26 protein-coding genes are annotated in these 25,926 nt (G+C 69.3%); 11 read left to right on the top strand and 15 right to left on the bottom strand.

The window, feature by feature from the left end; translation table 11 throughout:
* Nucleotides 1–56: 56 nt before the first annotated feature.
* From HZZ10_RS03025 to HZZ10_RS03010, 4 genes are all read right to left on the bottom strand, one after another.
* Complete coding sequence (locus HZZ10_RS03025) at nucleotides 57–1,349, bottom strand: glycoside hydrolase 5 family protein (protein WP_218928365.1); 1,293 nt, start codon at nucleotides 1,347–1,349, stop codon at nucleotides 57–59.
* A gap of 181 nt (nucleotides 1,350–1,530) precedes the next feature.
* Nucleotides 1,531–2,454, bottom strand: coding sequence for a carbohydrate ABC transporter permease (locus tag HZZ10_RS03020; protein WP_179912354.1), 924 nt, complete (start codon nucleotides 2,452–2,454; stop codon nucleotides 1,531–1,533).
* On the bottom strand, nucleotides 2,451–3,404 hold the full coding sequence (locus tag HZZ10_RS03015) for a carbohydrate ABC transporter permease (protein ID WP_218928364.1): 954 nt from the start codon (nucleotides 3,402–3,404) through the stop codon (nucleotides 2,451–2,453). Before HZZ10_RS03015 ends, HZZ10_RS03020 begins: the two co-directional genes overlap by 4 nt.
* Before the next feature lie 9 nt (nucleotides 3,405–3,413).
* Nucleotides 3,414–4,688: an extracellular solute-binding protein gene (locus HZZ10_RS03010; protein ID WP_179912353.1), complete on the bottom strand. Its 1,275-nt coding sequence runs from the start codon at nucleotides 4,686–4,688 to the stop codon at nucleotides 3,414–3,416.
* Nucleotides 4,689–4,886: 198 nt separating this feature from the next.
* Here HZZ10_RS03010 and HZZ10_RS03005 point away from each other — a divergent pair, with 198 nt between their 5' ends.
* The 4 genes from HZZ10_RS03005 to HZZ10_RS02990 all read left to right on the top strand — a co-directional run bounded on the left by HZZ10_RS03005 (nucleotide 4,887) and on the right by HZZ10_RS02990 (nucleotide 9,727).
* The gene (locus HZZ10_RS03005; protein ID WP_228086916.1) at nucleotides 4,887–5,951 is read left to right on the top strand and encodes a LacI family DNA-binding transcriptional regulator; all 1,065 of its coding nucleotides are present in this window, start codon (nucleotides 4,887–4,889) and stop codon (nucleotides 5,949–5,951) included.
* Nucleotides 5,952–6,208: 257 nt separating this feature from the next.
* The gene (locus HZZ10_RS03000; RefSeq protein ID WP_179912351.1) at nucleotides 6,209–7,687 is read left to right on the top strand and encodes an MFS transporter; all 1,479 of its coding nucleotides are present in this window, start codon (nucleotides 6,209–6,211) and stop codon (nucleotides 7,685–7,687) included.
* On the top strand, nucleotides 7,680–8,669 hold the full coding sequence (locus HZZ10_RS02995; RefSeq protein WP_179912350.1) for an alpha/beta hydrolase: 990 nt from the start codon (nucleotides 7,680–7,682) through the stop codon (nucleotides 8,667–8,669). Before HZZ10_RS03000 ends, HZZ10_RS02995 begins: the two co-directional genes overlap by 8 nt.
* Nucleotides 8,670–8,785: 116 nt before the next feature.
* Nucleotides 8,786–9,727: an ABC transporter substrate-binding protein gene (locus HZZ10_RS02990; protein ID WP_179912349.1), complete on the top strand. Its 942-nt coding sequence runs from the start codon at nucleotides 8,786–8,788 to the stop codon at nucleotides 9,725–9,727.
* A 9-nt stretch (nucleotides 9,728–9,736) separates the two neighbouring features.
* Here HZZ10_RS02990 and HZZ10_RS02985 read toward each other — a convergent pair whose 3' ends face one another.
* The 3 genes from HZZ10_RS02985 to HZZ10_RS02975 form a co-directional block, all read right to left on the bottom strand.
* Nucleotides 9,737–10,243, bottom strand: coding sequence for a DUF6301 family protein (locus HZZ10_RS02985; protein WP_179912348.1), 507 nt, complete (start codon nucleotides 10,241–10,243; stop codon nucleotides 9,737–9,739).
* Between the two features lie 263 nt (nucleotides 10,244–10,506).
* Nucleotides 10,507–10,740: a cold-shock protein gene (locus HZZ10_RS02980; RefSeq protein ID WP_179912347.1), complete on the bottom strand. Its 234-nt coding sequence runs from the start codon at nucleotides 10,738–10,740 to the stop codon at nucleotides 10,507–10,509.
* Nucleotides 10,741–10,848: 108 nt separating this feature from the next.
* Entirely contained in the window at nucleotides 10,849–11,823 is a 975-nt protein-coding gene (locus HZZ10_RS02975) for a helix-turn-helix transcriptional regulator (RefSeq protein WP_179912346.1), read from the bottom strand.
* Nucleotides 11,824–11,930: 107 nt separating this feature from the next.
* On the opposite strand from HZZ10_RS02975, the gene HZZ10_RS02970 reads away from it, so the two are divergent.
* Nucleotides 11,931–12,329, top strand: coding sequence for a VOC family protein (locus tag HZZ10_RS02970; RefSeq protein WP_179912345.1), 399 nt, complete (start codon nucleotides 11,931–11,933; stop codon nucleotides 12,327–12,329).
* A gap of 27 nt (nucleotides 12,330–12,356) precedes the next feature.
* On the top strand, nucleotides 12,357–12,605 hold the full coding sequence (locus HZZ10_RS02965; RefSeq protein WP_179912344.1) for a hypothetical protein: 249 nt from the start codon (nucleotides 12,357–12,359) through the stop codon (nucleotides 12,603–12,605).
* A 34-nt stretch (nucleotides 12,606–12,639) separates the two neighbouring features.
* Here HZZ10_RS02965 and HZZ10_RS02960 read toward each other — a convergent pair whose 3' ends face one another.
* The 5 genes from HZZ10_RS02960 to HZZ10_RS02940 form a co-directional block, all read right to left on the bottom strand.
* Nucleotides 12,640–13,194, bottom strand: a complete 555-nt coding sequence (locus HZZ10_RS02960) for a dihydrofolate reductase family protein (RefSeq protein WP_179912343.1) — start codon at nucleotides 13,192–13,194, stop codon at nucleotides 12,640–12,642.
* Nucleotides 13,191–13,745, bottom strand: coding sequence for a TetR/AcrR family transcriptional regulator (locus HZZ10_RS02955; RefSeq protein ID WP_179912342.1), 555 nt, complete (start codon nucleotides 13,743–13,745; stop codon nucleotides 13,191–13,193). Before HZZ10_RS02955 ends, HZZ10_RS02960 begins: the two co-directional genes overlap by 4 nt.
* Before the next feature lie 137 nt (nucleotides 13,746–13,882).
* Nucleotides 13,883–15,037: a DUF418 domain-containing protein gene (locus tag HZZ10_RS02950; protein WP_179912341.1), complete on the bottom strand. Its 1,155-nt coding sequence runs from the start codon at nucleotides 15,035–15,037 to the stop codon at nucleotides 13,883–13,885.
* Between the two features lie 93 nt (nucleotides 15,038–15,130).
* The gene (locus HZZ10_RS02945) at nucleotides 15,131–18,283 is read right to left on the bottom strand and encodes a glycoside hydrolase domain-containing protein (RefSeq protein ID WP_179912340.1); all 3,153 of its coding nucleotides are present in this window, start codon (nucleotides 18,281–18,283) and stop codon (nucleotides 15,131–15,133) included.
* 141 nt (nucleotides 18,284–18,424) lie between these two features.
* Nucleotides 18,425–19,357: an endo-beta-N-acetylglucosaminidase H gene (locus tag HZZ10_RS02940; protein WP_179912339.1), complete on the bottom strand. Its 933-nt coding sequence runs from the start codon at nucleotides 19,355–19,357 to the stop codon at nucleotides 18,425–18,427.
* A 102-nt stretch (nucleotides 19,358–19,459) separates the two neighbouring features.
* On the opposite strand from HZZ10_RS02940, the gene HZZ10_RS02935 reads away from it, so the two are divergent.
* Complete coding sequence (locus HZZ10_RS02935) at nucleotides 19,460–19,927, top strand: DUF6389 family protein (RefSeq protein ID WP_179912338.1); 468 nt, start codon at nucleotides 19,460–19,462, stop codon at nucleotides 19,925–19,927.
* A gap of 87 nt (nucleotides 19,928–20,014) precedes the next feature.
* Here HZZ10_RS02935 and HZZ10_RS02930 read toward each other — a convergent pair whose 3' ends face one another.
* Nucleotides 20,015–21,223, bottom strand: a complete 1,209-nt coding sequence (locus HZZ10_RS02930) for a hypothetical protein (protein ID WP_179912337.1) — start codon at nucleotides 21,221–21,223, stop codon at nucleotides 20,015–20,017.
* Nucleotides 21,213–21,797 carry a dihydrofolate reductase family protein gene (locus HZZ10_RS02925; protein WP_179912336.1) on the bottom strand — a complete coding sequence of 195 codons (585 nt, stop codon included), beginning with the start codon at nucleotides 21,795–21,797 and terminating at the stop codon, nucleotides 21,213–21,215. Before HZZ10_RS02925 ends, HZZ10_RS02930 begins: the two co-directional genes overlap by 11 nt.
* Nucleotides 21,798–21,899: 102 nt before the next feature.
* Between HZZ10_RS02925 and HZZ10_RS02920 the strand changes: the two genes are divergently transcribed.
* Nucleotides 21,900–22,580 carry a GOLPH3/VPS74 family protein gene (locus HZZ10_RS02920; protein ID WP_179912335.1) on the top strand — a complete coding sequence of 227 codons (681 nt, stop codon included), beginning with the start codon at nucleotides 21,900–21,902 and terminating at the stop codon, nucleotides 22,578–22,580.
* 99 nt (nucleotides 22,581–22,679) lie between these two features.
* A complete protein-coding gene (locus HZZ10_RS02915) occupies nucleotides 22,680–24,125 on the top strand; it encodes a hypothetical protein (protein ID WP_179912334.1) in 1,446 nt (481 codons plus the stop codon).
* Nucleotides 24,126–24,211: 86 nt separating this feature from the next.
* On the opposite strand, the gene HZZ10_RS02910 is transcribed toward HZZ10_RS02915, so the two are convergent.
* The gene (locus HZZ10_RS02910) at nucleotides 24,212–24,664 is read right to left on the bottom strand and encodes an AAA family ATPase (protein ID WP_179912333.1); all 453 of its coding nucleotides are present in this window, start codon (nucleotides 24,662–24,664) and stop codon (nucleotides 24,212–24,214) included.
* Between the two features lie 122 nt (nucleotides 24,665–24,786).
* Between HZZ10_RS02910 and HZZ10_RS02905 the strand changes: the two genes are divergently transcribed.
* Both HZZ10_RS02905 and HZZ10_RS02900 read left to right on the top strand, forming a co-directional pair.
* A complete protein-coding gene (locus HZZ10_RS02905) occupies nucleotides 24,787–25,428 on the top strand; it encodes a maleylpyruvate isomerase family mycothiol-dependent enzyme (RefSeq protein WP_308507468.1) in 642 nt (213 codons plus the stop codon).
* 168 nt (nucleotides 25,429–25,596) lie between these two features.
* Nucleotides 25,597–25,893 carry a DUF3253 domain-containing protein gene (locus HZZ10_RS02900; RefSeq protein ID WP_179912332.1) on the top strand — a complete coding sequence of 99 codons (297 nt, stop codon included), beginning with the start codon at nucleotides 25,597–25,599 and terminating at the stop codon, nucleotides 25,891–25,893.
* Nucleotides 25,894–25,926 lie beyond the last annotated feature (33 nt).

Here is a 25,926-nt window from a genome sequence, read left to right as displayed (position 1 = left end):
AGGTGGACGAGGTGCGAGCCTCGCCCGGTGGGTGCGGGTCCTGCGACGCGCGCCGATCAGGTCGACAACGTCGCTGCCGCTCCCCCGAGGAGCGCAGAGTCGTCTCCGACGGTCTCGGTCGAGCCGTCAGGTCCGCCGGCCGGTCTCTCGAGCCGGGCGACCCCGCGCTCGTCCAGCAGCACCCCGTCGTCCACGCGGGACTGCAGGACGACCTGCGGTCCCCGGCCGTCTCGGTCGGCGGCGTGCATCCACGCGTCGAAGAAGCTGCCGCCGGGGGCGCACGACGCCCTGTACGGCGCCGAGTCGTCGAGCACCAACCCTGTCGCGGACGGTGCAGGGGCAGGGGCGTCGCGCAGCTCGCGGGCGAGCTCGGCGAAGGTGTGACCCGTCGGCTTCACACGTCCGTGCTCGTCGATCAGCCCGAGGTCGTACTCGACCGGCGGGAAGTCGAGCATGCTGCGCGAGACGTCGTGCGAGCACCACCAGGTGATGCCCGACAGCCCCGGCACGTCTGCGGCGTTCCGGACGGTCTGCTCGAGGAAGGACACGGCGTCGTCAGGCTCGACGACTGTCGTGGGGACCCCGACCTCTTGCAGCCAGACCGGGCGCTGCGCGTCCGTGTGCCACGCAGCCGCGAGCTGGACCAGGTACTCGGCGTGCCGCACCGACCCGGTCCCGAGCCCGCCGTGCCGCTGGGCCGCGCCGTTGAACACCCACGAGTGCACGACGGTCTCGTCGCCGAGCTCGGCGGCGTGCTGGGGCACGAAGGGCTGACGCTCGTCGTACCAGGTCGCGTCGTAGGCGGCGTGGGTGACGATCCCGTCGGTCACCTGCCGCGCGGCGCCGAGCAGCCGCTCCAACCAGGCCTGCGCCTGGGGCGCGTCGATCTCGTGCGGCCGGGGGTGCGGCCGGGCGGCGAACTGGTTGACCTCGTTGCCGAGCGTCAGCCCCAAGAGGTTGGGCTTGCCGCGCAGCACCTCGCCGAGCGCCCGGACGTAGCTCTCCTGGCCGGCGAGCGCCTCGGGATCGGTGAACATGTTGCGCTCGTGCCAGGTGGTCAGCCACGCGGGCAGGAAGTCGAAGCTCGATAGGTGACCCTGCAGGGCGTCGACGTTCACGTCGAGCCCAGCCTCCCCCGCGGCGTCGACCATGTCGGCGACAGCGGCGAGACCGGCTGGGCGGATGAGCCCCCGGTTCGGCTGGATGAGGTCCCACAGCGGGAAGATGCGCACGTGGTCGAGGCCGAGCCCGGCGATCTGCTCGAAGTCTCGGCGCACCTCGTCGAGGTCGAGGTCGAGCCACGAGTGGAACCAGCCGACGCGCGGCGTGTAGTTGACGCCGAACCTCATCGCTCGGACCTCCTGTCGGGATGCTCGGCAGTCCCGGGTGCCGGGTTCCGACCGGGCTCGTGCAGAGGGTGCCGGTCGAGCCGGTCGGGCAGGACGGATCTCATGGGTGTGCTCCGGGGGTATGGGTGCGAGGTACCGGTGCCGGGTTCGGCTGCGGGCAGCGGATTCGGTGGGTAGGCGCTCACCCCTTCACGCCGCCCTCTTCGATGCCCTTGAAGAAGTGCCGCTGCAGCGTCGCGAAGACGATGGCGATCGGGATGAAGGCGATCATCGAGCCGGCCGCGATCATCCGCTGGTCGTTGGCGAAGGTCCCCGACAGGTACTGCAGCCCGATGGTCAGCGTGAACTGGTCGGGGCTGGTGAGGACGATGAGCGGCCAGAGGAAGTCGTCCCACGCACCGATGAAGCTGAAGATGGCGATGACGGCGACCGTGCCTCGCACGGACGGCAGCGAGACGCTCCAGAACCGTTGGAACGCGTTGGCTCCGTCGATGACGGCGGCCTCGTCGATCTCGCCGGGCAGCTGGCGGAACGCGTTGTACATGAGCAGCACGTTGAGCGCGGCGATCATCCCCGGCAGGGCGACGCCGAGCAGCGTGTCCGCGAGGTTGAGGTTCCGGATGGTCACGAAGTTGGCGATGATCGTCGCCTCGCCGGGCAGGATCAGCGTCGCGAGGAACAGACCGAGCGCGATCTTGCGGCCGCGGAACCGCAGCCGTGCGAGCGCGAAGCCGGCGAGCGTCGAGAAGACGACGTTGCCCGCGACGGCCAGGGCGGCCACGAACAGGGAGTTCCCGATGAACGAGAGCACCGGGATCGCGTCCATGACGCGGGTGTAGTTGTCGAGGGTCGGCTCGCTCGGCCACAGCTGCGGGATCCGCGTGTAGATGTCTTCGCCGGTGCTCTTGAGCGAGGTCGAGAGCTGCCACAGGAACGGTCCGATCGAGATGAGCAGCACGAGCACGAGCAGCACGTACCGCAGCACGAGCTCGCGCCGGGTCACCGACCCGAAGACCTTCGACTGGCGGCGACGGGTCTTCTTCTCCGGCGGCGCGGGCGTGGACGGGACGACGGCGGGGGTCTTCTGGTCGGTCACGGGGCTCATGCGCTGCCCTTTCCGTTGAGCTTGCCGAGCAGGAGCAGCGGGACGAGCGTGATGAAGAACATGAGGATGCTCAGGGCGCTCGCGTAGCCGAGGTCGCCGGTGAACCCGCGGGAGTACTGCTGGATGAGCATGACCAGGGTCATGGCCTCACCTCCGGCGCCGCCCGTGCCACCGGTCATGATGAACACCTCGCTGAACACGCGCAGCGCGGCGACGCAGACGAGCACCGCGATGAGGAGCATCGCGCCGCGCACGGCGGGCAGGGTCACGGCGAAGAAGCGTCGGACGGCGCCGGCGCCGTCCATCGCGGCGGCCTCGTGGAGGTCTTTCCCGACGTTCCCGAGGGCCGCCAGGTAGATGATCATGTAGTAGCCGAGGCCCTTCCAGACGGTCAGGCTGACCGCGCTGAGGACGATGAGCCACCGGTCGGTGAGGAACGGCAGCGGGCCCTGGATGATCGAGAGCTCCTGTGCGAGGCCGTTGACGAGCCCGCGGTCGTCGAGCATGAACGTCCAGATGAGGGCCACGACTACGGCCGAGGCGATGACCGGCGTGTAGAAGGCCGTCCTGAAGAACGTGATGCCCGGAATCTTCTTCTCGACGAGCAGCGCGATGAGCAGCGGCAGCACTGTCAGCAGCGGCAGGCACACCAGCATGAAGACCACGCTGTTGACGAGAGCGTTGACGACCTGGTCGTCGCGCAGGATCAGCGCGAAGTTCTCGAAGCCGACGTACTTCTCGGTGCCGCCGAGAGGCTTCGCGTTGGTGAAGGCCATCCGGACCGTGTTGAGCGACGGCCAGATCGAGAACACCATGAGCCACCCGAGCGCGGGGGCGAGGAACAACCACGGCGTGATCCGGCGTGTGGTGCGTGTGGGCCCGGTGTCCCGCCGGGGACGACCGGAGACCGGTCCTCCCGCGGCGGGAGCGGAGACGTCGGTGACGGTCATCGCCGCGTCCTACTGGCGGGCCAGGAGGTCGTTGAGCTTCTCGACCGACGCGTCGAGAGCCTCCTGACCGGTGATGTCACCGCGGATCGCGAGCGCGATCTGCTGGGCCAGGTAGTCGTTCATCGCACCGTTCACGGTGTATGGGGTGAGGACCTCGGCGGTCTCGAGGGAGGCGAAGCCCAGCACCCGGGCGTCACCCGACGGGGTGCCGTCGGTCTCGGTGAAATACGAGTCGTCCGAGGACCCGAGGGTCGACGGGAAGACGTTGGCGACGCGGGCGAAGTCGTTCTGGTTCTGCGCGTTCGTCACGAACTCACCGAAGGCGATCGCGGTCGCGAGGTTCTCGCTGTTCGCCGAGACGCTCACACCCTGCACGTAGAGCGGGGAGATGTTGAGCGCCTTGCTCATCGCGACATTGCCCTCGAGGCTCGGGTTGTCCTTCTGGAAGTCGTCGATCGACGTCGCGCCGCCTGTAGTCCAGGCGACCTTGCCCTGGGTGAACAGCTGGGAGTTGCCGAGGTAGTCGGCGTTGAGCACGCTCGGCGGCATCTCGCCGTTGGCATAAGCCGCGGCATAGCGGTCGATGATCGCGGCGGCCTCAGGGGTGTTGAAGACGAACTCCGTGCCGTCCTCGTTGAGGATGTCGATGCCCTCGAGCGTGAAGTCTCCGACCCCGGGCACCCGGCTGATGAGGTAGTTCTCGGGGCAGTTCTCAGCCATCGTCGAGGCCTGCTCGAACAGCTCGTCCGTGGTGGCGGGCGGCGCCGAGGAGTCGAGACCGCACGCGTCGAGCTGCTCGGCGTTCCAGTAGTTGACGTCCGTGCCGAGGTACCAGGGGTAGCCGTAGACCCCGTCCTTGCCGGTGAAGCGGAACGCGTCGACCGACCCGTTGACGTAGGTGGAGTCCATGTCGGTGCTCTGGCTGACGTCGTACAGCAGGTCCTGCTCGGCGAGCGGGAGCACGAAGTCCGGCGGAAGGTTGACGACGTCCGGGAGCGTGTTCGTGGAGGCCTGCGAGAGGACCTTCTCGGAGTAGCCGTCGCCCGGCTGGTCGACGAGCTCGACCGAGGTGCCCGGGTTGGCCGCCTCGAAGTCGGAGATGACACCGTCGAGGTACTCCTTGTAGGTCGGCGTGAGCGACCAGGTCTGGAACCGGATCGAGCCGGTGACCTCTCCGTCGGCGTCGGAGCCGCCTGACGACCCTCCGCCGCCGCAGCCTGCGAGCAGGGCTGAGGCGACGAGGACGCCGACTCCTGTAGCCAGTGGTGTGCGGGAGAACCTCATGGTGCTGCTCCTTCGTTGGAGGGGCCGGCCGGCGGCGCTCGTCGTCGAGCGGCGTGCCGTGATGGGCCGAGGTGACCGTCGGGACACCGGGTAGATGACCGCGGTGACGCTGGGTGATGAGGTGTATCTTTGGCAACTAAACCGAGTAAGTCAAGGCCGTGTCAACCGGTTAAGTGCCGACTGAGGTGAGGATCGATGATGAGTCCCCGGGTCACCCCACCGCGCCGACGCGCGACGCTCAGCGACATCGCCGTGCGGCTCGGCGTCTCCAAGGCGGCGGTCTCCTTCGCCCTCAACGGGCGCCCCGGCGTGAGCGAGGAGCTGCGCGAGCAGGTGCTCGCGGTCGCCGCCGAGCTCCACTACCGCCCCAGCTCCGCGGCGCTCGCCCTCGGCGGGTCCAAGGCCGACGTCATCGGGCTGGTCCTCAACCGTCCCGCCCGGACCCTGGGCACCGAGGCGTTCTTCCCCGAGCTCATGGCCGGCATCCAGGCCGGCCTCGCCCCGACGCACACCGGCCTGCAGACCCTCGTGGTCGCGTCCCTCGCCGAGGAGGTCGACGCCTACCGCACGTGGCAGGCCACCCAGCGGGTCGACGGCGTCATCCTCATCGACCCGAGGCGCGACGACGAGCGCGTCGCCCTCGTGGCGGAGCTCGGGCTCCCCGCCGTGCAGATCGGCAGCCACCCGAGCCTCGACCCGACGGTCCCGACCGTCTGGGTCGACGACCACGAGGTCGCCACCCGCCTCTTCGACGCGATGTTTGCCCTCGGGCACCGACGTGTCGGGTACGTCATGGGTCCGCTCGACCTCGAGCACACCGAGCTGCGTCGCCAGGCCTTCCACGACTGCGTCGGGCGCTACGACGCCGGGACGCCCGTCTCTGTCGAGACCGACTACTCGGCCGAGCAGTCGGCCGCCGCGACCCTCGACCTGCTGCGCCGCGACGACCGCCCGAGCGCCCTCGTCTACGACAACGACGTCATGGCCCTCGCGGGGCTGCGCGTCGCGCAGGAAGAGGGGGTGACGGTCCCCCGCGAGCTGTCGATCGCGAGCTTCGACGACTCGATCGCGATGCGGCTCGTGCGGCCGTCCATCACGGCGCTGACGCGTGACACGTACGCGCTCGGGGAGCTCGCTGCGCGGACGCTGATGCAGGTGGTCACGGCTGCGGGGTCCGAGGCGATGGTCGGGTCTGTCGCGGGGATGACGCCGACGCTGTCGGTGCGGGAGAGCACGGCGCCGTCGCTCGACGCGCAGGGGTGACCTGCCGCCGGCCCGTCCTGCGTCGTCGCCTGTGAGACGAGCGACACGCCTCACCACCCACGTCGCGATCCCGCTGCTGCGCCCGCACTCCTGCGTCGGGTAGAGCGCCGCAGGTCGCGGCAGGGGGCGTACTGGTAGATCTGAGCCCGGATGGGCTATCGTCTGCCGCAGAGGGAAAAAACCCGCCTCGCCCCGGCGAGCGGAACCGCGTACGCGTCTCACCGGAGTCGCCACTTCTTCATCGAAGGAGTGCGCCCATGCCCGTGCGAACCGTCGCCACCACCACAGTCTCGTCGTCCCCTCCACGCCTCCGAGACGCGTGGGTCGCGCTGTCCGGTCTCTCCGCTGTGTTCCTCTTCGAGATGCTCGACAACTCGGTCCTCAACGTCGCGCTCCCGACGATCGGCCGCGACCTCGCGGCCTCCACAGGGTCGTTGCAGTGGGTGTCGGGGGCGTACTCGGTCGCCTTCGGCGGACTCATGCTGCTCTTCGGTGCGGTCTCCGACCGCGTCGGCCGCCGCCGCGTCATGCTCGTGGGGCTGACCCTGCTCGCGTGCACGAGCATGCTCACCGTGATCGTCACCTCCGTCGAGCAGCTGGTCGTCGTCCGCGGGCTCATGGGGGTCGCTGCCGCTATGACGACGCCGGGATCCATGGCGCTGGCCTTCCGCCTGTTCTCGACCGAGGACCTCCGCGTCCGGGCGCTCACGGTCATCTCGACCGCAGGGCTCGTCGGGCTCGCGGTCGGACCGACCGTCGGCGGGTTCGTCCTCGCCGTGGCCCCCTGGCAGGTGCTCCTCGTCGCGAACGCGCCGATCGCCGCGATCGCCTTCCTCGGCATCCGGGCCGGCATCTCCGCTGACCGGCCGGACGACCTGCACCGTGACCCCGTCGACGTCGCGGGCGCCCTCCTCGGCACCGCGACCGTCATCGGGGCGCTCGTCGCACCGACCCTCTTCGTCGTCTCGACCTCCGACCGGACCGCCTGGTTCGCCATGGCCGCGACCGTCGTCGCGGCGACCGGGTTCGTGGTCCGGGAGCGCACCGCACGGCACCCGTTGCTCGACCTGCGGCTCGTCACCCAGCCGCTGGTCGCCAGCGGCCTCGCGTACAAGGCGGCCGCCGGCCTGGCCATGGCGGGACTGTCGTACATGGTCGCCCTGCAGCTGCAGCTCGCCTGGGGGTGGTCGCCGGCTCTCGCTGCTGTCGGCACCCTGCCGCAGGTCGTGGTCCTGCTCGCCAGCGGACGGCTCGTCGGACCGTTCGTGCGACGAGTGGGCCTCGACCTCGCAGCATGGACGAGCGCCGCAGCGGTCGTCGCCGGCCTCGCCGTCTTCGCCAAGCTCGGGCGCTTCGGCTATCCCTGGGTCCTGACAGGACTCGTGCTCGTCGCCGCGGGGATGCGGGTGGTCGGTGTCGTCGCCGGCACCACCGTCCTCCGTGGCCTGCCAGCGGACCGCACCTCCGTCGGGGCTGCGCTCGTCGACACCGCCAGCGAGCTCGCGACGGCGGTCGGTATCGCCGCCACCGGGACGATCCTCGCCGCCCTCGTCGGCGGCAGCATCACCGCCACGACGTGGACCCCGGCCCAGTCCCACTCGTTCCAGGCGGCGATCTCGGTCGCCGGCCTCACCCTCACTGCCGTCGCCGCCGCGCTCGTCGGTCTCGGCACCGTCAGTGCTCGCCGCACCACCACCTCGACCACCCCGATCACCCAGGAGTCCTCCGATGTCTGACGCCATTGCCCGCCCCCCGTTCGACCCCGAGCTCGCCACCTTCCTCACCGCTCTCGAGGCACGTGGCCCCTTCACGCTCACCGCCGAGATGCTGCCGCACATGCGCCAGCTCGACGTGACCGAGGAGGTCCTCGACGAGCGCCTCCGGGCCCACGGCTACGCACGACAGACCGTGACGGTCCCCGGACACCTCGGTGACCCGATCCAGCTCGCCGTCATCCAGCGCGCCGACCGGACCGGTGCGACGACCGCCGTCTACGGCATCCACGGAGGCGGGATGATGTTCGGCCACTACCTGTCCAACATGGACTCCTACGACTGGCTCCTCGAGCACGACGTCGTGCTCGTCAGCGTCGACTACCGCCTCGCCCCCGAGCACCCGGACCCCTACCCGGTCGAGGACTGCTACGCCGGGCTCGTGTGGGTGGCCGAGCACGCCGAGGATCTCGGTATCGACCCCGAGCGCATCGTCGTCGCGGGGCAGAGCGCAGGCGCTGGGCTCGCCGCCGGCGTCGCGCTCCTCGCGCGCGACCGTCGAGGCCCGGCGCTGATGGCCCAGATCCTGGTGTCACCGATGCTCGACGACCGCGACGCCACAGTCTCGTCCCAGCAGATCGACGGGGTCGGGGTCGCGGACCGGCAGATGACCCGCTTCGGCTGGGACGCCTACCTCGGAGAGCGCCGCGCGACCGACGACGTGTCCGTGTACGCCGCCCCCGCCCGCGCGACAGACCTCTCAGAACTGCCGCGCACCTACATCGACTGCGGCAGCGCCGAGGTCTTCCGCGACGAGACTGTCGCCTACGCCAGCGCGATGTGGGCTGCTGGTGTCAATGCGGAGCTGCACGTCTGGCCGGGCGCCTTCCACGGCTTCACCAGCATGGTGCCGCAGGCGGCTGTCTCGAAGAGCGCGACAGCGGCGCTGGCCGACTGGACGCGACGCCTGCTGGCGACGCCGACGCCGGTCGCCGCGCTCGACTAGGCAGGCTGTACCCGTCGGCGGCCGAGGATCGGACGAGCGGGCTCGCATCCCAAGGGATGAGAGATGTCTTCGGCCGCCGTCACCACCAGATGTAAGGGCAGGCTAACCTTCTGGTCATGGACCTCACGGCGATCCCACGCCCACGCCCAGCACTCGCTCTTCTCACAGCTCTGACTGTCGGCCTCGTCGCCGCGTGCAGCACCGAGACCGACTCGCCTCCTGAGTCGTCTGCGACTGCCGCGACCACGACCATCACGCACGCCTTCGGTGCGACCGACGTGGGTATCACAGACCGCGTCGCGGTCCTCGACGGCGACCGCACGCTCGAGGCTGTCGTCGCACTCGGCATCGACCCTGTCGCTGCCGTCGTCCCGCCACTGACTGGCGACTACGCGCCCCTGGTGCGTGAGGAGCTCGACGGAGAGCCCGCCGACATCGGGACCTCCGACGGAGGCATCAACCTCGAGGCGCTGGCTGCCGCCGAACCCGACCTCATCGTCATGCAGAGCGAAGGTGCCGAGGATCTCTACGAGCAGGTCTCCCAGATCGCCCCGACCGTCGCCGTCGAGTACACGCCCTCCGGATGGAAGGACACGCTCACCCAGATCGGCGGGTTCCTCGGCAGGGAGGACGCTGCAGCCGACCTCGTCGCCGCGTACGACGAACGAGCCGCCGAGGCCGCAGCGACCGCGCCCCAGGACGCGGGCACGCTGTCGATCGTCCGGGTACGGACCGACGGGGTCCGGTACATGACGCAGGAAGGATCCTTCCCGTGGTCGGTCGCGCTCGACCTCGGCCGCCAGGCGCCGGCGGTCCAGGACCTCGGCGAGGACGGTACGCAGGCGGTCGACGTGAGCCTGGAGCGGCTCGACCTGCTCGTCGCCGACGACATCGTCATCCTCGTCGACGCCGGCGCCGAGGCTTCCGCGCAGCAGGTCGAAGACCTGCTGCGCGTCATGGCCCCGGACGCGACCTACTCGCAGATCCCGTCGAAGGACGTCTTGTTCGGGAACGTCCTGACCGCCCAGGCCTTGCTCGACACCCTGACGACCGGCTGACCGACGGCGTCAGTCGGTGCCGCCACCGGCACCCAGCGTGAGGTCCGGGCCGATACCCAGACGCTCCTCGCCCCGCTCCACGTCGGCGAATCGCTGCCCCTGCACGACGAGCAGCACCTTCTTGGGCACCGTCCTGAGCCAGATCCTGCCGCCGTTGTCCAGCTCCCAGTAGTGGTCTCCGTGCTGGGATCCGGAGGGCTGACCCAATCGCTCGCTCAGCGCTGACTGCAGCCCATCTGCGGCGCTCCGCAGCCCCCTCGAGTCGTCGCTCTTGTCGGAGACCGCGATCGTGACCTGGGCTAGCGCATCATCTGCGACGAGGGAACGGACGGTCGGCAGGTTCACGGAATACCCAGAACGGTGGTGGACTCCGCTCGACGTCTCCAGCTTCAGCTGCCATCCGAGGCGCTCCGCGAGTGCCTTGAAGTCGTCCCGACCGAGCGGCCACGACACCGAGACGAAGGCTTCGCAGATGGTGTCGATCTGAGCGTCGGTGACTCTGGAGAGCGCGTCCATCCGACGATCCTAGGGCGGCTCCGACGTCCTGGACCTCGTCGGGCCCGTCCAGCCGGCAGAGACCTCCGTGCACCCCCGCGATGGCGAACTCGCAACCTCTGCGTTGCGAGGTGCGCCTGTGGCCGCCCATGGTGAGCAGGTGCGCGTGCCGGAAGGGCGGACCGCCCCTGCCGAGAGGCCCGGCGCGTCCCCTGAAGAGCAAGCACCGGTCTGGTACGACACCTCATGAGGTCAGACCAGCTCAGCAGAAACAACGACCACGGTCAGGAACTGACGGGCTTGATGTGCACAGTCCGCCACTTGAAGCCATCCTGGTCCTCCACGGCTTCGTAGGTCGCTTCGACCCTCTGGCCTGCTTCCAGCGTCCGGTAGCCGTCCATCTCGATGTTCGAATAGAAGCCCCAGACTGCAGGACCGTCGTCGATCTGGAGATGACCGAAGCCGCCCTCGGCGTCCCAGGAGACGACGACGCCCTTGCCGTGCTCTAGGTTGTCCATCGCTCGCCTCTACTTGGTGATCTTGAAGGTCTTGCACATGTAGATCGTCGTACCACCGGTCGATACCGCGCCACGGACGTGAGAGCCGATTCCGCACGGCGCGCTCGTTCACTCGAGGGAGGCGGCGTGGAGCCGTGCAGCTGCACCTCTGGTGAGCGTCGCCAGCTCCGGTGGCTCGTGGATCACCACCGGGCAGTTCAGGGCGAGGATGACACCAGGAATCCAGTCCAGGTGCGAAGCGTGGATCGTTGCGACGTGCCACGGCCCGGGCGCACCGGTGGGGTCCGGTTCCAGCTGAGCGATGCTCGCCGGCATGAGAGTGCGGATGTGGCTCGCAGTGGCTTGGATACGCAGGACGACGTGCCACGTATGGTGTGCGCGCTGGAGCGCGTCCACGAGGAGAGCCTCGGCGTCCCGAGCCGGCGGATCAGGGAAGGACCCAGGCAGGGTCCGTGCGGACACCATGCGGTCGAGCCTGAACGTCCGTTCCTCAGCCTTGCCCACGTCGAGCGCCAAGAGGTACCACCTGCCCGCGTAGGCGACGAGGTCATAGGGATGGACTTCCCGCTGGGACAGCCGATCGGCCGCTGACCGATAGCGCAAGGACAAGGAACGATGCCTCCGAACGGCATCGGCCACGGTGAGGAGCAGAGACGACTCCACGTCCGCTGAACGCGTTCCTGGCGTCGCGCCCACGAAGGTGACCGCGCGGGCTAACGCGTCAAACCGCCGCGCCGTCGCGTCGGGAAGCGCCCTACGGATCTTCGCCCGTGCTGTGGCCGCCGCGGACGTCATCCCCGTCGCCGGGTCGCCTGCCGCACGAAGCAGGCCCAGGAGCAGGGCCACCGCCTCGTCGTCGGTGAGCACCAGGGGCGGCATACGGTACCCCGACCCCATGCGGTACCCGCCGTACCGCCCCCGCACTCCCTCGATCGGAACGTCGAGTGCGCGCAGGTGCTCGATGTCACGGCGTACGGTCCGCTCGTCGACGCCGAGGCGGGACGACAGCTCGACCACCGTTCGCGTTCCCCCTGACTGCAGGAGGTCGAGCAGCTGCAGGGCGCGCGAGACCACATCGGACATGGACTCATCATGCCCGTTGATACCGGGCGGATCACGTCCGGTATCACGCCTAGCGTGGACGACGGCGCTGATCCGCGGTGCCGTCGACCAACCTCACTGGAGACATCGTGCGACTTGCAGCGACCCGCATCATCACTGACGACCTCGAACCCCTGGTCACCTTCTACGAACGTGTAACGGACACGCCCGCACACCGCCTGCACCCGCTCTTCGCCGAGATCCGCACGTCATCGGGTGTGCTCGCGGTCGCCAGCTCGCAGACGGTCCCGCTCCTGGGTGACGGCGTGGCACGTGCTCGCGCCAACTCCTCAGTCATGCTGGACTTCCTGGTCGACGACGTCGACGCGCTCTACCTCACCCTGCGGGACGTCGTCGAGGAGTTCGTCAACGAGCCGACGACCATGCCCTGGGGCAACCGGTCGCTGCTGTTCCGCGACCCGGACGGCAACCTGATCAACTTCTTCACCCCGGTGAGGATCGACAGCGACGTTCGAGCTGAGGAGTGAGGAACGTCCGACGGGAAGATGGGCGGTGTGCGTTCCACATCCGCGACCGCGGGCGTGGCGGCCGCGGCGAGTTCAGGCGGTGAGCGCAACACCCTGAATCTCAGCCGTACGTCGCAAGACACGTTGGAGATTGCCCTGGGTACGTCGATCGGCGACGCGCGGGCCTCGACGAGAAGCCAGTCGACCGACCGCTCGACCGAAGACCCGCTCGTCGGCGGCCTCCAGCGTGACGATGTCTACATCGACCCCGGGGTCTCGGGCACTCGAATCCCCTGACCACAGCTCAACCGTGCCTCGAACCTCGATCGGTTCAGCGCCGCGCGACGTCGTAGGTCGCCCGCACGAGCCCGTCGCCAGCGGTCGCGTGATGGCCCCGGAGCGTCAGCAGCACGTCGTGGTCGAGGTCTCCGAAGAGGCGGCTGCCGCGGCCGAGGAGGACCGGGGCGATGGACACGGTGATCTCGTCGACAAGACCTGCTGAGAGGAACGACTGGATGGTCCGGCCCCCGTCGACGTAGACGCGCTCGGCTCCGACGCGGGCGAGGAGGTCGCTCGCCTCGTCGACGGAGCGCACCACCTGGGCGCGGCCGCTGGCGTCGAGTGTCGTGCTGAGCACGATGACGGTCTTGCCCTCGAAGGGCCACTCCTCGAATCCTGACACCGTGTCGTACGTCGTCCGTCCCATGACGAGGGTGTCGACGGTCGGGAAGAACGTCTCCCAGACGAGAGCAGGGTGATCACCCTCGTCGGCTGCGTGCTCTCGCGGCTCGGGGGCGGTGAGCCAGGAGAGGTCGCCGTCGGGCTTGGCGATGTAACCGTCGAGGCTCGTCCCGATGAAGACGCATCCGCGCCAGGTGCGGTTCATGGTCGTGTCCATTCCTTGAGGAGGTTGTCGATGGTCTCTTCGGGTGAGGTCGGGTCGAGCGAGACCGCTTGCCTGTAGAGACTCCCGTGGAGGGCGTCGAGCACGGTGAGGGCGGCTGCACGGTGATCGAGGTCAGCGCGGAGGGAGAGCTGCGCGAGGAGGCTCTCGATGTATCGCGCCTGCTTGTCCCAGCCTTCACGGAGCAGCGCCACCGCCTCGGGTGACCACAGGTCGCGCATGAGCTCTCCGAGCCCGGTGATCGCAGCTGACGACGACGCGGTCGCGAAGTTCGCCCGGCCGTACGCCCGGAGCTCGTCGAGTGCGTGCTCGGGGTCGACCGGGGCGGACGGCACGGTGTCGATCCAGCGTCGCGTGAGGGCGTGCAGCAGGCGCTCCTTGGACCCGAACCGCTTGATGAGGCCCGCGGCGCTGATCCCCGCGGCCGGCGCGACGTCGCCGAGACCCCAGGGCTCGGTCGAGGTGCGCTGGGACAGGGCGGTGTCGATGCGGTCCAGCAGCTCGGCGTCCGTCGATCGGGGAGGGCGACTCATGCAGTTAGTAAACCACGGTTGAATAACTGAGACGCGCTCTCCACTCTCAGCGCCAGCGGTGTCTTCCGACGACGAGATACGCCCAGCGCGGAGATGCCGTCTGTGGCTCCGACGACGAGGACGGGCACGGGCACGGGTCAGCGGAGTCGACGGCGCGTGAGGAACCGGAAGCTGACGTCCCAGACGTACTCGAGCGGTCCCCTGGGGAAGAACCGCAGCCAGACCTTGGCGAAGAGGATCACCAGAGCGCCGATGACGAGGAACATCAGGATGGTGCCGATCAAGGGGTCGAGCATCGGTGAGAGAGGAGAGCTGCCGATCCAGCGCTGGGCCACCCGGCCGAGGACGTTCTGGAGCACGTAGCAGCTCAGTGCCATCCGGCCCACGAGAGACAGGTGTCGCCCGGCCACACCGATCGGGCGCCGCTGGTAGAACGCGGCCATGAGCGCGAGGATCCCGAAGGCGGTGAACGGCGCAGCCAGGAACCGGCCGAAGCCGTACGACTCCTGGGAGAGGAAGAAGGCCAGGTCCAGCGGGATCCCGACCCCGAAGCCCACGACCATGACCCAGCGACGCAACCGTGCTCCTCGGGCGTCGAGGATCCCGTGGCGGTACACCATGGCGCCCAGCGTGAAGCACACGAGACCCAGGGTGAAGATGGAGCCGGTGTCGCTGCCGGTCGTCAGGTCGCTCAGCACCGTCAGAGCGTTGTTGTGGATCTCGTACGTATAGGGCGGCCTCCCCTCCGTCACCCAGAACTCACCCGGGAGGACGATGCCTGGGGTGCCCTGGTAGTCGGTCACGACCAGGGGAAGGAGGACGAGCGAGACGTGTGTCGTGAGTGCGACGCCGATGAAGATCCACTGGCGCTTCTCGGGCATCAGCAGGACGAAGGCCACGACGAACCCGAGGATCGCGTAGACGCGCAGGACGTCGAACTGCACGACGAAGATGTAGTTCAGCACTCCGTCGAGGAAGAGCAGGCCGGCACGGACGAGATAGGTGCCCGGCCACCGGAGGCCACGCCTCGACGCCGCCTGCCGCTGGATCTCGAGACCGATCCCGAACATGATCGTGAGCAGCCCGAGGAACTTGCCCTCCGACGTCCACGAGAGCAGCTCGGCCCACCGGACGTCGATGACACGCTCGCCGAAGAAGGCCTGGAACAACCAGATGTTGCTGGCCAGCGTGCCCAGGATGGCAAGTCCACGGATGACGTCGAGCGAGGCGATGCGAGGTCTCTTCGAGACGTCGAGGGGTTGAGGGAGAGGTGGCGTGAGAGATGTGCTCATGCCCACGAGTCCATCGTGAGGCGTGTTGCCAGGACGTCTGTGATTCTCGATATGCAGGCGACACGTCCGCGAACCCGGGCCCGGGCCCGCCTCTCAGACCGGGCCGAAGACCTCGATCTGTGACAGCTCGACCTGGGAGAGCGCGGTGAGGCGCACGGCGACGACCGCCCCTCCCCCGCCCTCATCGGGTCGCGTGCGGAACGGACGCGTCTGGCAGGCGAGGTCGAAGGTCTCCTCGCGCACGTCGAGCGGCACGACCGTGCCGTCCGCCGTGACACCCTCGAGCCGCCAGGCGGCAACGACGGGGTCGGGGACGGCGGGGAGGCCAGCGGGCTCCCCCGCGAGCGTCACCGTGTAGAGCGAGACCACCGCGGGCTCGGTGAGCGCGAGCTCGACCTGCTCACCCGCAGCGAGGGCGACGACGGTGTCACCGCGGTCGTCGGTGACACCTCCCGCCTCGACGACGAGCAAGTCACGCAGGGGCTCGCGGAGGCCCAGCTCGGTGCTGATCGACGTGGGTCGGCTGTCGCGAGCCCAGCCCGTCGGCTCGTCCGACAGCACGAAGGCGATGTGCCGCGCGGAGGAGAGGACGTCCGCCGGCACCGCGACGCGCTCCCAGACCTGCCCGTCGACGCGGACCTCGCGGACGTACGGCGCCCCGGCGTTCTCCGCGGTGATCTCGAGGGGGTGGTCGCGCCCCTGCGGGTGGAGCGTGACGCGCGGCAGCAGCGGCGGGGTGAGCACCATCTCCCCGGTCCCCGGAACCAGCGGGTAGAGCCCGAGCACCGCGAAGAGGTACCACGCGGACATCTCCCCGTTGTCCTCGTCCCCCGGGTAGCCCTGCCCGATCTCGGAGCCGACGAACAACCTGTCGCGCGCCTCGACGACCACCCGGTGCGCCTCGTCGTGGCGGCCCGCGAAGCAGTACGTGAGCGGGATGTGGTGCGCAGGCTGGTTGGACAGCCCGAGCATCCCCATCCGGACGTCGCGCGCCTCGGACATCTCGTGGATGACGAAGCCGTAGGACCCGACGAGGGCCGGGTCGGCGGTCTCCGGCGTCGCGAAGAAGGCGTCCAGGGCGGCGCCGAGCGCCACCTCTCCCCCGTGCAGCTCGGCGAGCCCGGCGCCGTCGTGCGGCGCCGTGAAGGCGGTCCCCCAGGCGTTGGTCTCGGTGTAGTCGTGGCCCCACTCGGCCGGGTCGAAGTCCGCCTCGGCCACACGCCACCTGCCGTCCTCGTCACGCCCGAGGAAGAAGCCGAGACCACGGTGGAACACGGAGCGGTAGCCGAGGGCGCGGCGCGCGAGGTAGTCGGCCTCCGCGGTCAGCCTGTCGATCTGAGCGGAGGCGTCGGCGTCGGCGATCTTGGTCGACACGGCGGTGGTGGACAGAGCAGACGGACCGGGCTGCGCGTCCGGCTGATCGAGCAGGGCGAGCGCCAGGCGCGCCGCCGAGGCGTCGTTGATCGCGTTGTCGAGGGTCCAGGACATGCCCTCGTGGACCCGCGTGTCGACGTAGCCGCGGAAGATCCCGGGCCGCAGCCCCTTCCGGCCGACCCGGGCGTCTGACGCCGGGACGGTGGCGTGGTGCAGCGCGGAGCGGTACGCCTCGTCGAGGCGGAACGGCACACCCTGGGCGGCGAGCCCGGCGAAGACCGTGTCGCTCGTCGTGCCCGTCATGCAGTCGACGGGACCGGGCGCGCTCCAGCGGGCCACCCATCCCGCGTCCGTGAAGTGCTGGACGAAGCCGTCGGCGAGCGCCCCGGCACGGTCCGGGGCGAGCAGCCCGAGCAGCGGCCAGGCGGTGCGGTAGGTGTCCCAGAAGCCGTGCGTCGCCGAGAAGCTCCCGGGGCGCAGCTCGCCGTCGACCGGGCTGCGGTAGCGCGGCCCCTCGGGCCCGGGTTCGTCGTAGGCGTTGGGGTAGGTGAGCACGCGTCCGAGGCTCCCCGCGAGCGAGCGGAGGGCGTCGGGCGAGACCTGGTCGGGATCGTGCACCTCGACGGCCGAGAGCGCGCGGCGCCACGCGGCCGCGGCCTCGCGGAGCATGTCGTCGACGGTCCCGGCCGTCGTCGCGTTGACCCGTGCCTGGTCGGCGTCGATCGTCGAGACGCCGATGATCACGTCGGCCTCGGTCTGCGCGAGGGTCACGGACCCGCGCAGCTCACCGTCGGCATGGGTGAGGGTGTGACTCACGACGTCGGGGATCACCGCGTGGACGTGGTGGTCGGGGCGGTCCCCACCGTCGCGGAGCAGGACGTCGAGTCGCAGCACCCCGCCTTCGACGACCCAGCGGGCGTCGGCGGCCTCGCCGAGGTGGTCGACGACGAGCGAGAGGGAGTCGCCGTGGGAGCGGGCGCGCAGCCCGATGGCGTGCCGGGCCGCGGTGAGGACGACGGAGACACCGTCGAGCTCGACCTCGTAGCGGTCGGGCCCGGCGTGCTCGTCGTCGCGCTCGAACCGGAGCGCCCGCGCGTCCCGGTCGGTCGGCGGGGTCGCCGACGCGCTGGGCATGAGCTGGAAGACGCCGCGGTCGCCGATCCACGGGCTCGGGATGTGGCTCGTCGCGAAGGCCTGGATCGTGGGGGCGGCCATCTGGTGGCGGTACGGCCAGTTCCCTGCCGAGGCATCGGTCATCGGCAGGCCGAAGACGCCGCCGTGCGGGATCGAGACGACCGGGGCTGTGTTCCCGCGGGAGAAGGTGTCGGAGGAGTGCGTGCCGCGGCGGGTGTCGACCCAGCCGAGGAGGTCGTCAGGACGTTGCGGTGCCTGACGGACGCGGACGCCGCCGACGAAGACGGTGGTCGCCTCGGAGGTGGCGCCGACGACGGCGAGCACGGCGTCGATGCGCCGCCCGACCCAGGGCGCGAGGTCGACCGTGCGACGGTTCCACTGGTCGACCCAGAGGCGCTTGTCGGCAGCCTGGGCGGCGGGGTCGAGAGGTGTGCCGTGCTGGTCTCGAGGGGCCGGGGTGCCGGTGGACAACCTGGTCCCGTCGTCGAGGCGCAGGTCGAGGGCGACAGCGGTGGCGGCGTAGCGGTCGCCGCTCCCGGCGACAGGGAGCACGTCGTAGACGAGCGCGTCACCGGGCCGGATGGCGACGCCTCGCTCTCCTGGGAGGTCGAGGAGCTCGATCTCACCTCCACCCGGCGGCATGTCGACCTGGAGGCACCGGCTCGGGTCAGGCTCTTCGGTGGCAGCGGGCGCGAAGGTGGGGACGGCTCGGGACAGTGACGGCGACGGTGTCTTCACCCGGATCAGGCTGGTCGACTTAACCGTATTAGTCAACGCCACGAGAGCATGTCCGTGCCAACTGGAGCGCAGACGCCCGCTCTCCCGTCTGGGACGGAGGAGCGGGCGTCCGGTCGTGTGATCGTGCAGACCTGGGCTACCTCACTCGGTGTACGTGGTGTCCTGCCCGTAGAGCTCGCGCGTCACCGCAGATACGTAGGCACTGTGGTCGCCGGCACGCAGGTCGTAGCTGACGAACACACCGAAGCCCTCGGTGACAGTCCGGGCTGCGAGGTCGGACGCGAGGGTCACGGGTGTCTGGTTGAGGTCGACCGCGGCGGCACCGAGCCTCGACCTGTCGACCGCGGGGAACTGCGGCGGGTTGAACTGGCCGTAGTACGGGTTCCAGATGTAGTCGAGAGTGTCGAGGGTCGCAGCCGGTGCCTGCTGCAGGGTCTCGGCCGTCTCTCCGATGTCGTAGAGCGTGATGAGGCTGTCGTCCGGGAGCTTCTCGCCGAGCGCGTCGACGAGCCAGACCGCGGAGTCCGGGTTGGCGGGCGGTGTGCTGCCCGTGCCGTAGGCGACCCACTCGTCGTCGATGTCGACACCGTCGAGGCCGTAGGTCTCGACGACGTCAGCCACCTGGTCGGCGAAGGCCTCCGCGGCCGCCTGCGACGGGAAGTTGGCGAACCCAGCGGCCTGGTGGTTGCCGAGCAGCGAGAGCGTCACCTTGATGCCCTTCTCCTGCAGCGGGCGGATCTGCGTGGCGGCGTCGTCGAGCGTCGCCTGCACCTGCTCGTTGAGGTGGAGGTAGGCATTCGTGCCATCGAAGTTGATGTTCGCCGCGAAGATGATCGCGACGTCGAAGGCTGGCGAGCCGTCCTCGAGCGCGTACCGGCCGACGTTCGCGAGGTCGTTGCTGTTGACCTCGACATAGGCGATCGAGACGGGTTCCGACGCCTGGTCCGACGCGGTGGGGCTCGCGGCTGCGGCGGGCGCGATCGCTGCGGCCGTCAGGCCGAGCGCCGCCGCGGTGAGCGTGGCGAGGACCACCGTCGGTCGTCGCGGACTGTTCTCGTGCAGTGATGATGACATCGATACTCCCCGTTGAGCGTGTGTCGTCGACCGTATGCCGACCACTCACCACGCAATCGGACTTAACCGGGTAAGTCAACAGGTGGGCGATATCGTTCCCGCATGGACGACGGGCTCGCGACCGCCGCTCTCCCGCTCGCGGAGTACATCAGTGCTCTCCGCATTGAGCTCGCCGCCCGCTCGGACGACGTCCGCGTGAAGATGCGGCACGTGCTCGACGCGATGCCGGCAGCCGCCCGCGAGGTCGGGGTGGATGTGTTCCCGGACCCCGACGGCGAAGGCACCTTCGACGTGCGGCTCCGGCTGGACGGACCCGACGCCTGGGTCCTCAACAAGGCCGTCGACCCGTGGCGCCACCTCTTCGGGGTCACCTGGACGGAGACCAGCACCGACCCCGAGCTCCCGTGTCTCCAGAGGACCCCGGACGTCGACGTGCGCGACGTGGTCGTCGACGCCGCGGCCGACTGGGTCGAGTCGCTCTGGCGCGAGGTCACAGAGGGACGCACGACCCTCCCCTGTCGCATCGACGGCGAGCACGGCTACGGGAGGACGACGCCGCGGATGATCTAGTCCTGGGTTCGGAACTGCGGATCGTTCAGCATTCCCATGGCGAAGAGCACCCTGTCAGCGGATCGGACTCTTCTGAATCAAGCAGTCCTACACCAAGGATCCAGGCGACAACGCCTGCACCCGGAGTTCCGAAACGAAATCGGCGATTAGGTACTGAAGTTCCCGGTCGGTCGCCTCACCCATTCTCTCCTCAAGGAACAGCTCTCTGTTCATAACACGTCTCGTCGAATCCGATGTCGCCACTCGGACGGCAAGATAATCCATGACGACCATCGAAGGATGATCAGCCCTGGGGCGCCCCTTATGTCCGGGAGCCAACCCAGAGAGCGTCTTGTGGCCCACGCTCTGCAATTTGAGCACCCCACTGCGGAACTCTGGATCGAACTCCATGCGCGCGCCTTCCCGACGAATCCTGCCGAAAACGACCTCAAGATCTGTCATTGCATCAAGCACCTCGGCCGATGAATTTTCGATCTCTTTCCGAGCGCTTGATATCTGAACAAGCACCCAGGTCGAAACCGCAAACAGCAAAGCAAGAGGAACGGCTCCACTAATTGCGTCGCGCCCAAGCGCGAGGATCGCGAGACCCAAGAACACAAAAATCGCCATGTATGCAGAAAGGCAGGCCGAGTGGATGCTTGACACTCGCGCCACCTTCGGCCTTAGGCCAAGCAAGGGCGGGGCCATTGCCAACCCGATATACGCGAGGACAGAAACGAGTCCTTGAAGCATGAGCAGCGCAGTCAGTCCAACCTCCGGCATGCCCTCCGACTCCCAGATCGTCACATAGAGCAGTCCGAGCAGCGCAAAAATCATCGAAACGAATCGGGACCCGTAAACGAAGATTGACCGAAGAATATCAGAGATTAGCCAAAGGACCGCAGTGGTGCGAGCAAAGGCTACGTCACCAAAAAGCACCATAGTCGCCAGGACGGTCACAAAGAAGAGAATCGCTGAAGCCGTGGCATACGAACTGAAGTACGATGGCAGTAGCCTTGGGTCGGGAAAGGTGAGAATTACGAGCACGATCGCAATCAAAGGCGTCAGACCCAACAGCCAGTTTCCCAACCTCACGCCTGCCCGCCCTAGCCGAGTCTCGGAATCCCGTCTGCGTCTTTTATCGACTCGCAGCACCGAGATCTCCCGCCCCACGCCCGCGAGGCCTTCGGGCCATTTCTCCCGGCAGGCCTCCAACTCACTCGTCGCCCATGGGAGACGTTCTCCCTCGTCGCTCTCATCTGAGTTCGGCGAGATGAGAACTCCCCCCTCCTGCACCGCTAGGCGCTCACCGAGCATGATGCTCGTCCGTCGCTACAGCGGGACGCACCTCGTACACGAGCCGTGCGAACTGACCGACCGCCGTCGCGGAGACGAGGTGCAGGCGGTCGGACTCGATGCGGCGTGGGAACAGCGGCGCGCCACCGGTGAGCGCGACGGGTGCGACTGACAGGCAGATCTGGTCTAGCTCCCCGATGTCGAGGAACTGGCCGGCGAGGTCACCTCCGCCCACCACCCAGATATCTCGGTCGGCGGCAGCCTCGCGGATCGCCGGGAGAGCATCAGCGACAGACCCGCTGACGAACCTGACGTCTGCCCCCTCGGGGACGGGCAGGTCTCTGGTGGTGAAGACGAAGGTCGTCTTGTCGCCGTGGAAGTCTCGCCACTTCTCTGGGTGGGCGAGGATGTCCTCTTCAGCGAGGATCCACTCGTAGGTGGTGGAGCCCTCGACGAGCACGCCGGCGTCTGCCGGGAACAGGCCCGCGTCCGGGGTGTCGCCGTTCTCGACGGCGAACAACCATGCCAAGGAGTTCTGCTCGTCGGCGATCCAGCCGTTGATGGTGGTGGCCGTGTCGAAGATGATCTGTCCCATGACCGCGACGGTAGAGCGGGCCACCGACACGAGGACCACACCACGACGCGACGGCTTCGTCCGACCGACCTCAGCCATCCATCACCGCTAGGCTCCATGCCCATGACGACCATCACGGAAGACTTCCTGCTGCTGGTGCTCGACGGGGCGACGGGCAAGCCGCGGCTCGACAGCTCGTCGCTCTCCCTCGGTCTGGCCGGAGGTGTGCTGCTCGATCTCTCGCTCGCCGGGAGGGTCACCGTCCCGGAGCGCGGAGCGCCCGACGCCGGTCGGGTCGTGATCATCCCTGGACCGACTCTCGGTCATCCCGTGCTCGACACCGCACTGTCGATCATCGCCCGCGACAAGCCCCACAAGCCCGAGACCGTCGTCTCCCGCCTGTCGAAGAACCTGCGTGAGGCCGTCTTCGCGTCGCTCGAGTCACGAGGGATCGTCCGGCGCCACGAGCGGAAGGTCCTGGGCATCTTCCCGAGCACAGCCTGGCCCGTCACCTCCCCCCTCGCCGGAGACACCGTCCGGCAGCGCCTCTGGTCCACGCTCGTGCTGAAGCAGGATCCTGACGCCCCGACAGCCGCGCTCGTGGCGCTGCTGCTCGCGACAGACTCGCTGCACAAGGCGCTCCCCGGGCAGGACCGGCGCGCGCTCAAGCAGCGCGCGAAGCAGGTCTCCGAGGGCAGCTGGGCCGCAGAGAGCGTCCGCAAGGCGATCAGCGCCGTGCAGGCCGCGATCATGGCGTCGGTGATGGTCGCGACCACGGCGGCCGCGACCACGTCGTCGTCCTGAGACTGGTCGGCTGGTCACCACCTGCATGCCGCGGAGGCGCTGTCCACAGGTCCGCGATCGCCTCTGTCCGTCGAGACGAGCCCGCCCTACGATGACGCCGTGACCACCGAAGACACCACCACCGACCGATCGACGCTCGTCGACCTGCTCGCGCGCTACCGCCGGGTCGCCGCAGCGCGCTCGTACGACGAGTCGCTCCAGCTCTCGCTCCCCCGTGTCACCGACGCGAGCCGAGCAGATGCGGAGATCCTCGCTGCAGCCGGGCGTCCGCACGACGCCGTCCGCACCCTCGGGCACGACGAGGCCGTCGCGGAGCTTCGACGTCTGGGCACGCAGTGGTCGGTGGCTGAGGCAGCCTCGGTCTGGGTCGCGGGCCTCTGGTCGGCGCCATGGTCGTGGCGCCCCGCGCTCACCGGGACCCTGCTCGCGAGTCGGCTCCCCGACCACCCCTTCACGCCGTACGGCGTCGACGCGGCTGGTGGCGCGCACGATGTCGACGGCCGGTCACCCGCGCCGGACCCCATCTCTGCGGCGGCCCCGAGCACGTCGCCGTGCCGGGTGTGCGGGACGCAGGGGACGACGAACGTCGCGGTGACCGACGCCTGGTCGATGCGCCATCTCGACGGTGCACCGATCGACGGTGACGTCGTCGGCCACGTCCTCGCGCTGAGCGAGCTCGAGGGTCACGAGCGGCCTGTGCCGACCGAGCACGACCTCTGGACCTTCCGCGCGATCCTCACGGTCCTGCGGACGCTGCCGCAGGGCACCAGCCAGTCGAAGGCACGCGCGGCACTCAAGCAGGCGCATCTCCTCGACACGGTCGCGCCCTACGCCGTCGGCTCGGTCCTCGAAGAGCTCGCGCTCGTCGGCGTCGTGGCGACCGCGTCACGACCGGGGCTTGCCGAACGCTGGTCCGACTACTCGGAACGAGACGAACGTCCGAGCGTCCGGGTCGAGGTGCAGGCGCCCCTCGCGTGGTGGAGCTCTTCCGACGGGCTGCGGGACCACGTCCTCCGCGAGGTCTTCGAGGGGCTGCTGCCGCCTGAGACCCTGTCCACGGACGTCGACCTCGACAGCCCGCACCCGACGCCGGTCCCCGCTCGCGGTGCGACCGTCGCAGCCGCGGGCCGTGCCCGCGAGCGCGCGCTGTCCCGGCCGGCGACGACGTCGGTGCCTCGATCGGTGGGGTCCGGCCCGGCCGCTGCCGGAGACGTGTGGGCCATGCGGGTCGCTCCCGACGCGTGGGTCACGCTCTACGTGTGGGCTGTCGAGGAGCTGGGCGGTCGCCCGTACGCGCGGGTCGAGTTCCTCGTGGGTCTCTCCTCCGCCTTCCCGAGCCCGGCAGAGCGGCCCGAGGTGCAGCCGCGCTACGACGGTCGGTGGTGGTTCTTCGCGCACTCCCTGGACAAGACACCGGGGGCCCGGCGGATCTTGCAGGACGCTCCGGCACCGATGGTCACGTCTCCCGCCCCGGACCGGACCTCGAACGGTGCGGCCAAGAACCTGGGTCATCTTGCCCGGGCCTGCTTCCCCGAGCTGCACTGAGCAGGTGGACCTGAGCGGTCCCGCGCGGTCGCCCAGATGCCTCCGGGCAGCGCGCCCGTCAGGAGGCTCGACCGTGACGCGGCTGATCAGCGGGAGGAGCTGTCGAGCAACTCGACGGCGTCAGCCAGGTCGTCGACAGGCCTGCGGCCGTCGAGCTCGACGTGAGCTGTCTGGCGGAGCAGCGGCTCGACCTCGGCCGTGTACCGGCGGATCTCGTCCTGCTCAGCCGCCGACGATCCGTAGGGGTTGTCGGAGCGTCGCGAGACACGCTCTACGAGGACGTCCACCGGGGCCGAGAGCAGCACCACGTGCTCGAACCGGTCGTAGAAGCGCCCCTGGTTCTCGACGGTGCCTGAGACGACGACATCAGCGCGTGCGGCGAGCAGGGCGGCCATCCTGGCTTCGTCCCAGGGGCCTCCTGAGCCGTCCGTCCACCCGTCGTGGTCGGTGTCGACGGTGACGTGGCCTCGCCTGGCCAGCTCGGCCAGGAGGGTCGACTTGCCCGCTCCGGACATGCCTGTGATGAGTATGCGTGGCATCAGCCCAACCTAGCCAGTCTCGATGATCTCGGACGGTGCCCGCTGAGCGCTCTTGACGCGTCGCTCCCCGCACGGAAGCATCACGCACACGTCGCCCCGTCAGACCAGCCCGAGGAGCTCCCGTGACGCGCACGACCAGCGAGCAGCACTGGGAGATGATCCGCGCCGAGCGCGGGCGTCTTGGGGACGACCTCGAGGCTCTGCGGCCTGCGGAGTGGTCCGCACCGACCCTGTGCGCAGACTGGTCGGTCGAGGACGTGGTCGCCCACCTGACCGCTGGGGCGAGCATCGGACGGTGGGGGTGGCTGCGGAGCATCGCGGGGGCAGGTTTCCGGCCCGCAGTCCACAATGCGCGGCGCCTCGCTGAGCACCGGGGTCCGACGCCTGCACAGACCCTCGACCGCTTCCGGGGTGTCGTCGACTCGCGCGTCGCACCGACCGGCGACCTGTGGGCGTGGCTGGGCGAGGTGGTCGTGCACGGCTGTGACGTCAGAGAGCCTCTGGGGATCAAGACTGCACCGGATCCTGACGCGGTCCTCGTCGTCGCGGAGGGATACATCCGCAAGGACTTCGCTGTCGCCTCCCGCTCCACGGCGAGAGGCCTCCGGCTCGTCGCGACCGACAGCAGCTTTCGCGCCGGCGACGGGCCGACGGTCGAGGGCACGACCCTCGACCTCGTCCTCGCGATGGCCGGGCGTCCGACCGCTGCGTCGCGGTTGCGCGGGGATGGTGCCTCCGTGCTCGTCGAGCGCCTGCCTCTCTGACAAGGAGCCCGAGAGAGCGAGCCTCCGAGACGCCGAAGCCGCGCAGTGATGTGGCGCAGGCGGTGAGAGCTCGACGGCCGGCACCCGCTGCCCATCCCTCGTAGGTCCGCGGACGAGCGCCTCACGGTGGTCTCGCAGCACGCCGCAGGCGGGCGCATACTCGTCGGGATGGACGACGACACGCACCAGACCCAGGCCAGAGCATCCGGCCCTGTCGACGACGCCTCGATCGAGGCGACGATCCTCGACCTGCTGGCCCAGCGGGCAGACACCTCGTCGATCTGCCCGTCGGACGCAGCGAGGTCGATCGGCGGCGAGGGCTGGCGGGACCTCATGGACGACACCCGTCGCGTCGCACGCCGGCTCGTCGCCGAGGGGCGGGTGCAGATCACGCAGGGCGGGAAGGTCGTCAACCCTCTCGAGGCTCGAGGCCCGATCCGGATCCGCTGGCCCCGCGGGTCCTGACCTGGCGCGCAGGGCGCGCGCAGCGGGAGCAGC

The sequence above is a fragment of the Sanguibacter inulinus genome, from assembly GCF_013415325.1.
GTDB lineage: Bacteria > Actinomycetota > Actinomycetes > Actinomycetales > Cellulomonadaceae > Sanguibacter > Sanguibacter inulinus.
This window is presented reverse-complemented; position numbering and strand designations above follow the sequence as displayed.

Coding starts and splice junctions, on each gene's coding strand:
- HZZ10_RS03025 (WP_218928365.1), bottom strand. CDS start 1,349: ATGAGGTTCGGCGTCAACTACACGCCGCGCGTCGGCTGGTTCCACTCG.
- HZZ10_RS03020 (WP_179912354.1), bottom strand. CDS start 2,454: ATGAGCCCCGTGACCGACCAGAAGACCCCCGCCGTCGTCCCGTCCACG.
- HZZ10_RS03015 (WP_218928364.1), bottom strand. CDS start 3,404: ATGACCGTCACCGACGTCTCCGCTCCCGCCGCGGGAGGACCGGTCTCC.
- HZZ10_RS03010 (WP_179912353.1), bottom strand. CDS start 4,688: ATGAGGTTCTCCCGCACACCACTGGCTACAGGAGTCGGCGTCCTCGTC.
- HZZ10_RS03005 (WP_228086916.1), top strand. CDS start 4,887: ATGAGTCCCCGGGTCACCCCACCGCGCCGACGCGCGACGCTCAGCGAC.
- HZZ10_RS03000 (WP_179912351.1), top strand. CDS start 6,209: ATGCCCGTGCGAACCGTCGCCACCACCACAGTCTCGTCGTCCCCTCCA.
- HZZ10_RS02995 (WP_179912350.1), top strand. CDS start 7,680: ATGTCTGACGCCATTGCCCGCCCCCCGTTCGACCCCGAGCTCGCCACC.
- HZZ10_RS02990 (WP_179912349.1), top strand. CDS start 8,786: ATGGACCTCACGGCGATCCCACGCCCACGCCCAGCACTCGCTCTTCTC.
- HZZ10_RS02985 (WP_179912348.1), bottom strand. CDS start 10,243: ATGGACGCGCTCTCCAGAGTCACCGACGCTCAGATCGACACCATCTGC.
- HZZ10_RS02980 (WP_179912347.1), bottom strand. CDS start 10,740: ATGGACAACCTAGAGCACGGCAAGGGCGTCGTCGTCTCCTGGGACGCC.
- HZZ10_RS02975 (WP_179912346.1), bottom strand. CDS start 11,823: ATGTCCGATGTGGTCTCGCGCGCCCTGCAGCTGCTCGACCTCCTGCAG.
- HZZ10_RS02960 (WP_179912343.1), bottom strand. CDS start 13,194: ATGAACCGCACCTGGCGCGGATGCGTCTTCATCGGGACGAGCCTCGAC.
- HZZ10_RS02955 (WP_179912342.1), bottom strand. CDS start 13,745: ATGAGTCGCCCTCCCCGATCGACGGACGCCGAGCTGCTGGACCGCATC.
- HZZ10_RS02950 (WP_179912341.1), bottom strand. CDS start 15,037: ATGAGCACATCTCTCACGCCACCTCTCCCTCAACCCCTCGACGTCTCG.
- HZZ10_RS02940 (WP_179912339.1), bottom strand. CDS start 19,357: ATGTCATCATCACTGCACGAGAACAGTCCGCGACGACCGACGGTGGTC.
- HZZ10_RS02935 (WP_179912338.1), top strand. CDS start 19,460: ATGGACGACGGGCTCGCGACCGCCGCTCTCCCGCTCGCGGAGTACATC.
- HZZ10_RS02930 (WP_179912337.1), bottom strand. CDS start 21,223: ATGCTCGGTGAGCGCCTAGCGGTGCAGGAGGGGGGAGTTCTCATCTCG.
- HZZ10_RS02925 (WP_179912336.1), bottom strand. CDS start 21,797: ATGGGACAGATCATCTTCGACACGGCCACCACCATCAACGGCTGGATC.
- HZZ10_RS02920 (WP_179912335.1), top strand. CDS start 21,900: ATGACGACCATCACGGAAGACTTCCTGCTGCTGGTGCTCGACGGGGCG.
- HZZ10_RS02910 (WP_179912333.1), bottom strand. CDS start 24,664: ATGCCACGCATACTCATCACAGGCATGTCCGGAGCGGGCAAGTCGACC.
- HZZ10_RS02900 (WP_179912332.1), top strand. CDS start 25,597: ATGGACGACGACACGCACCAGACCCAGGCCAGAGCATCCGGCCCTGTC.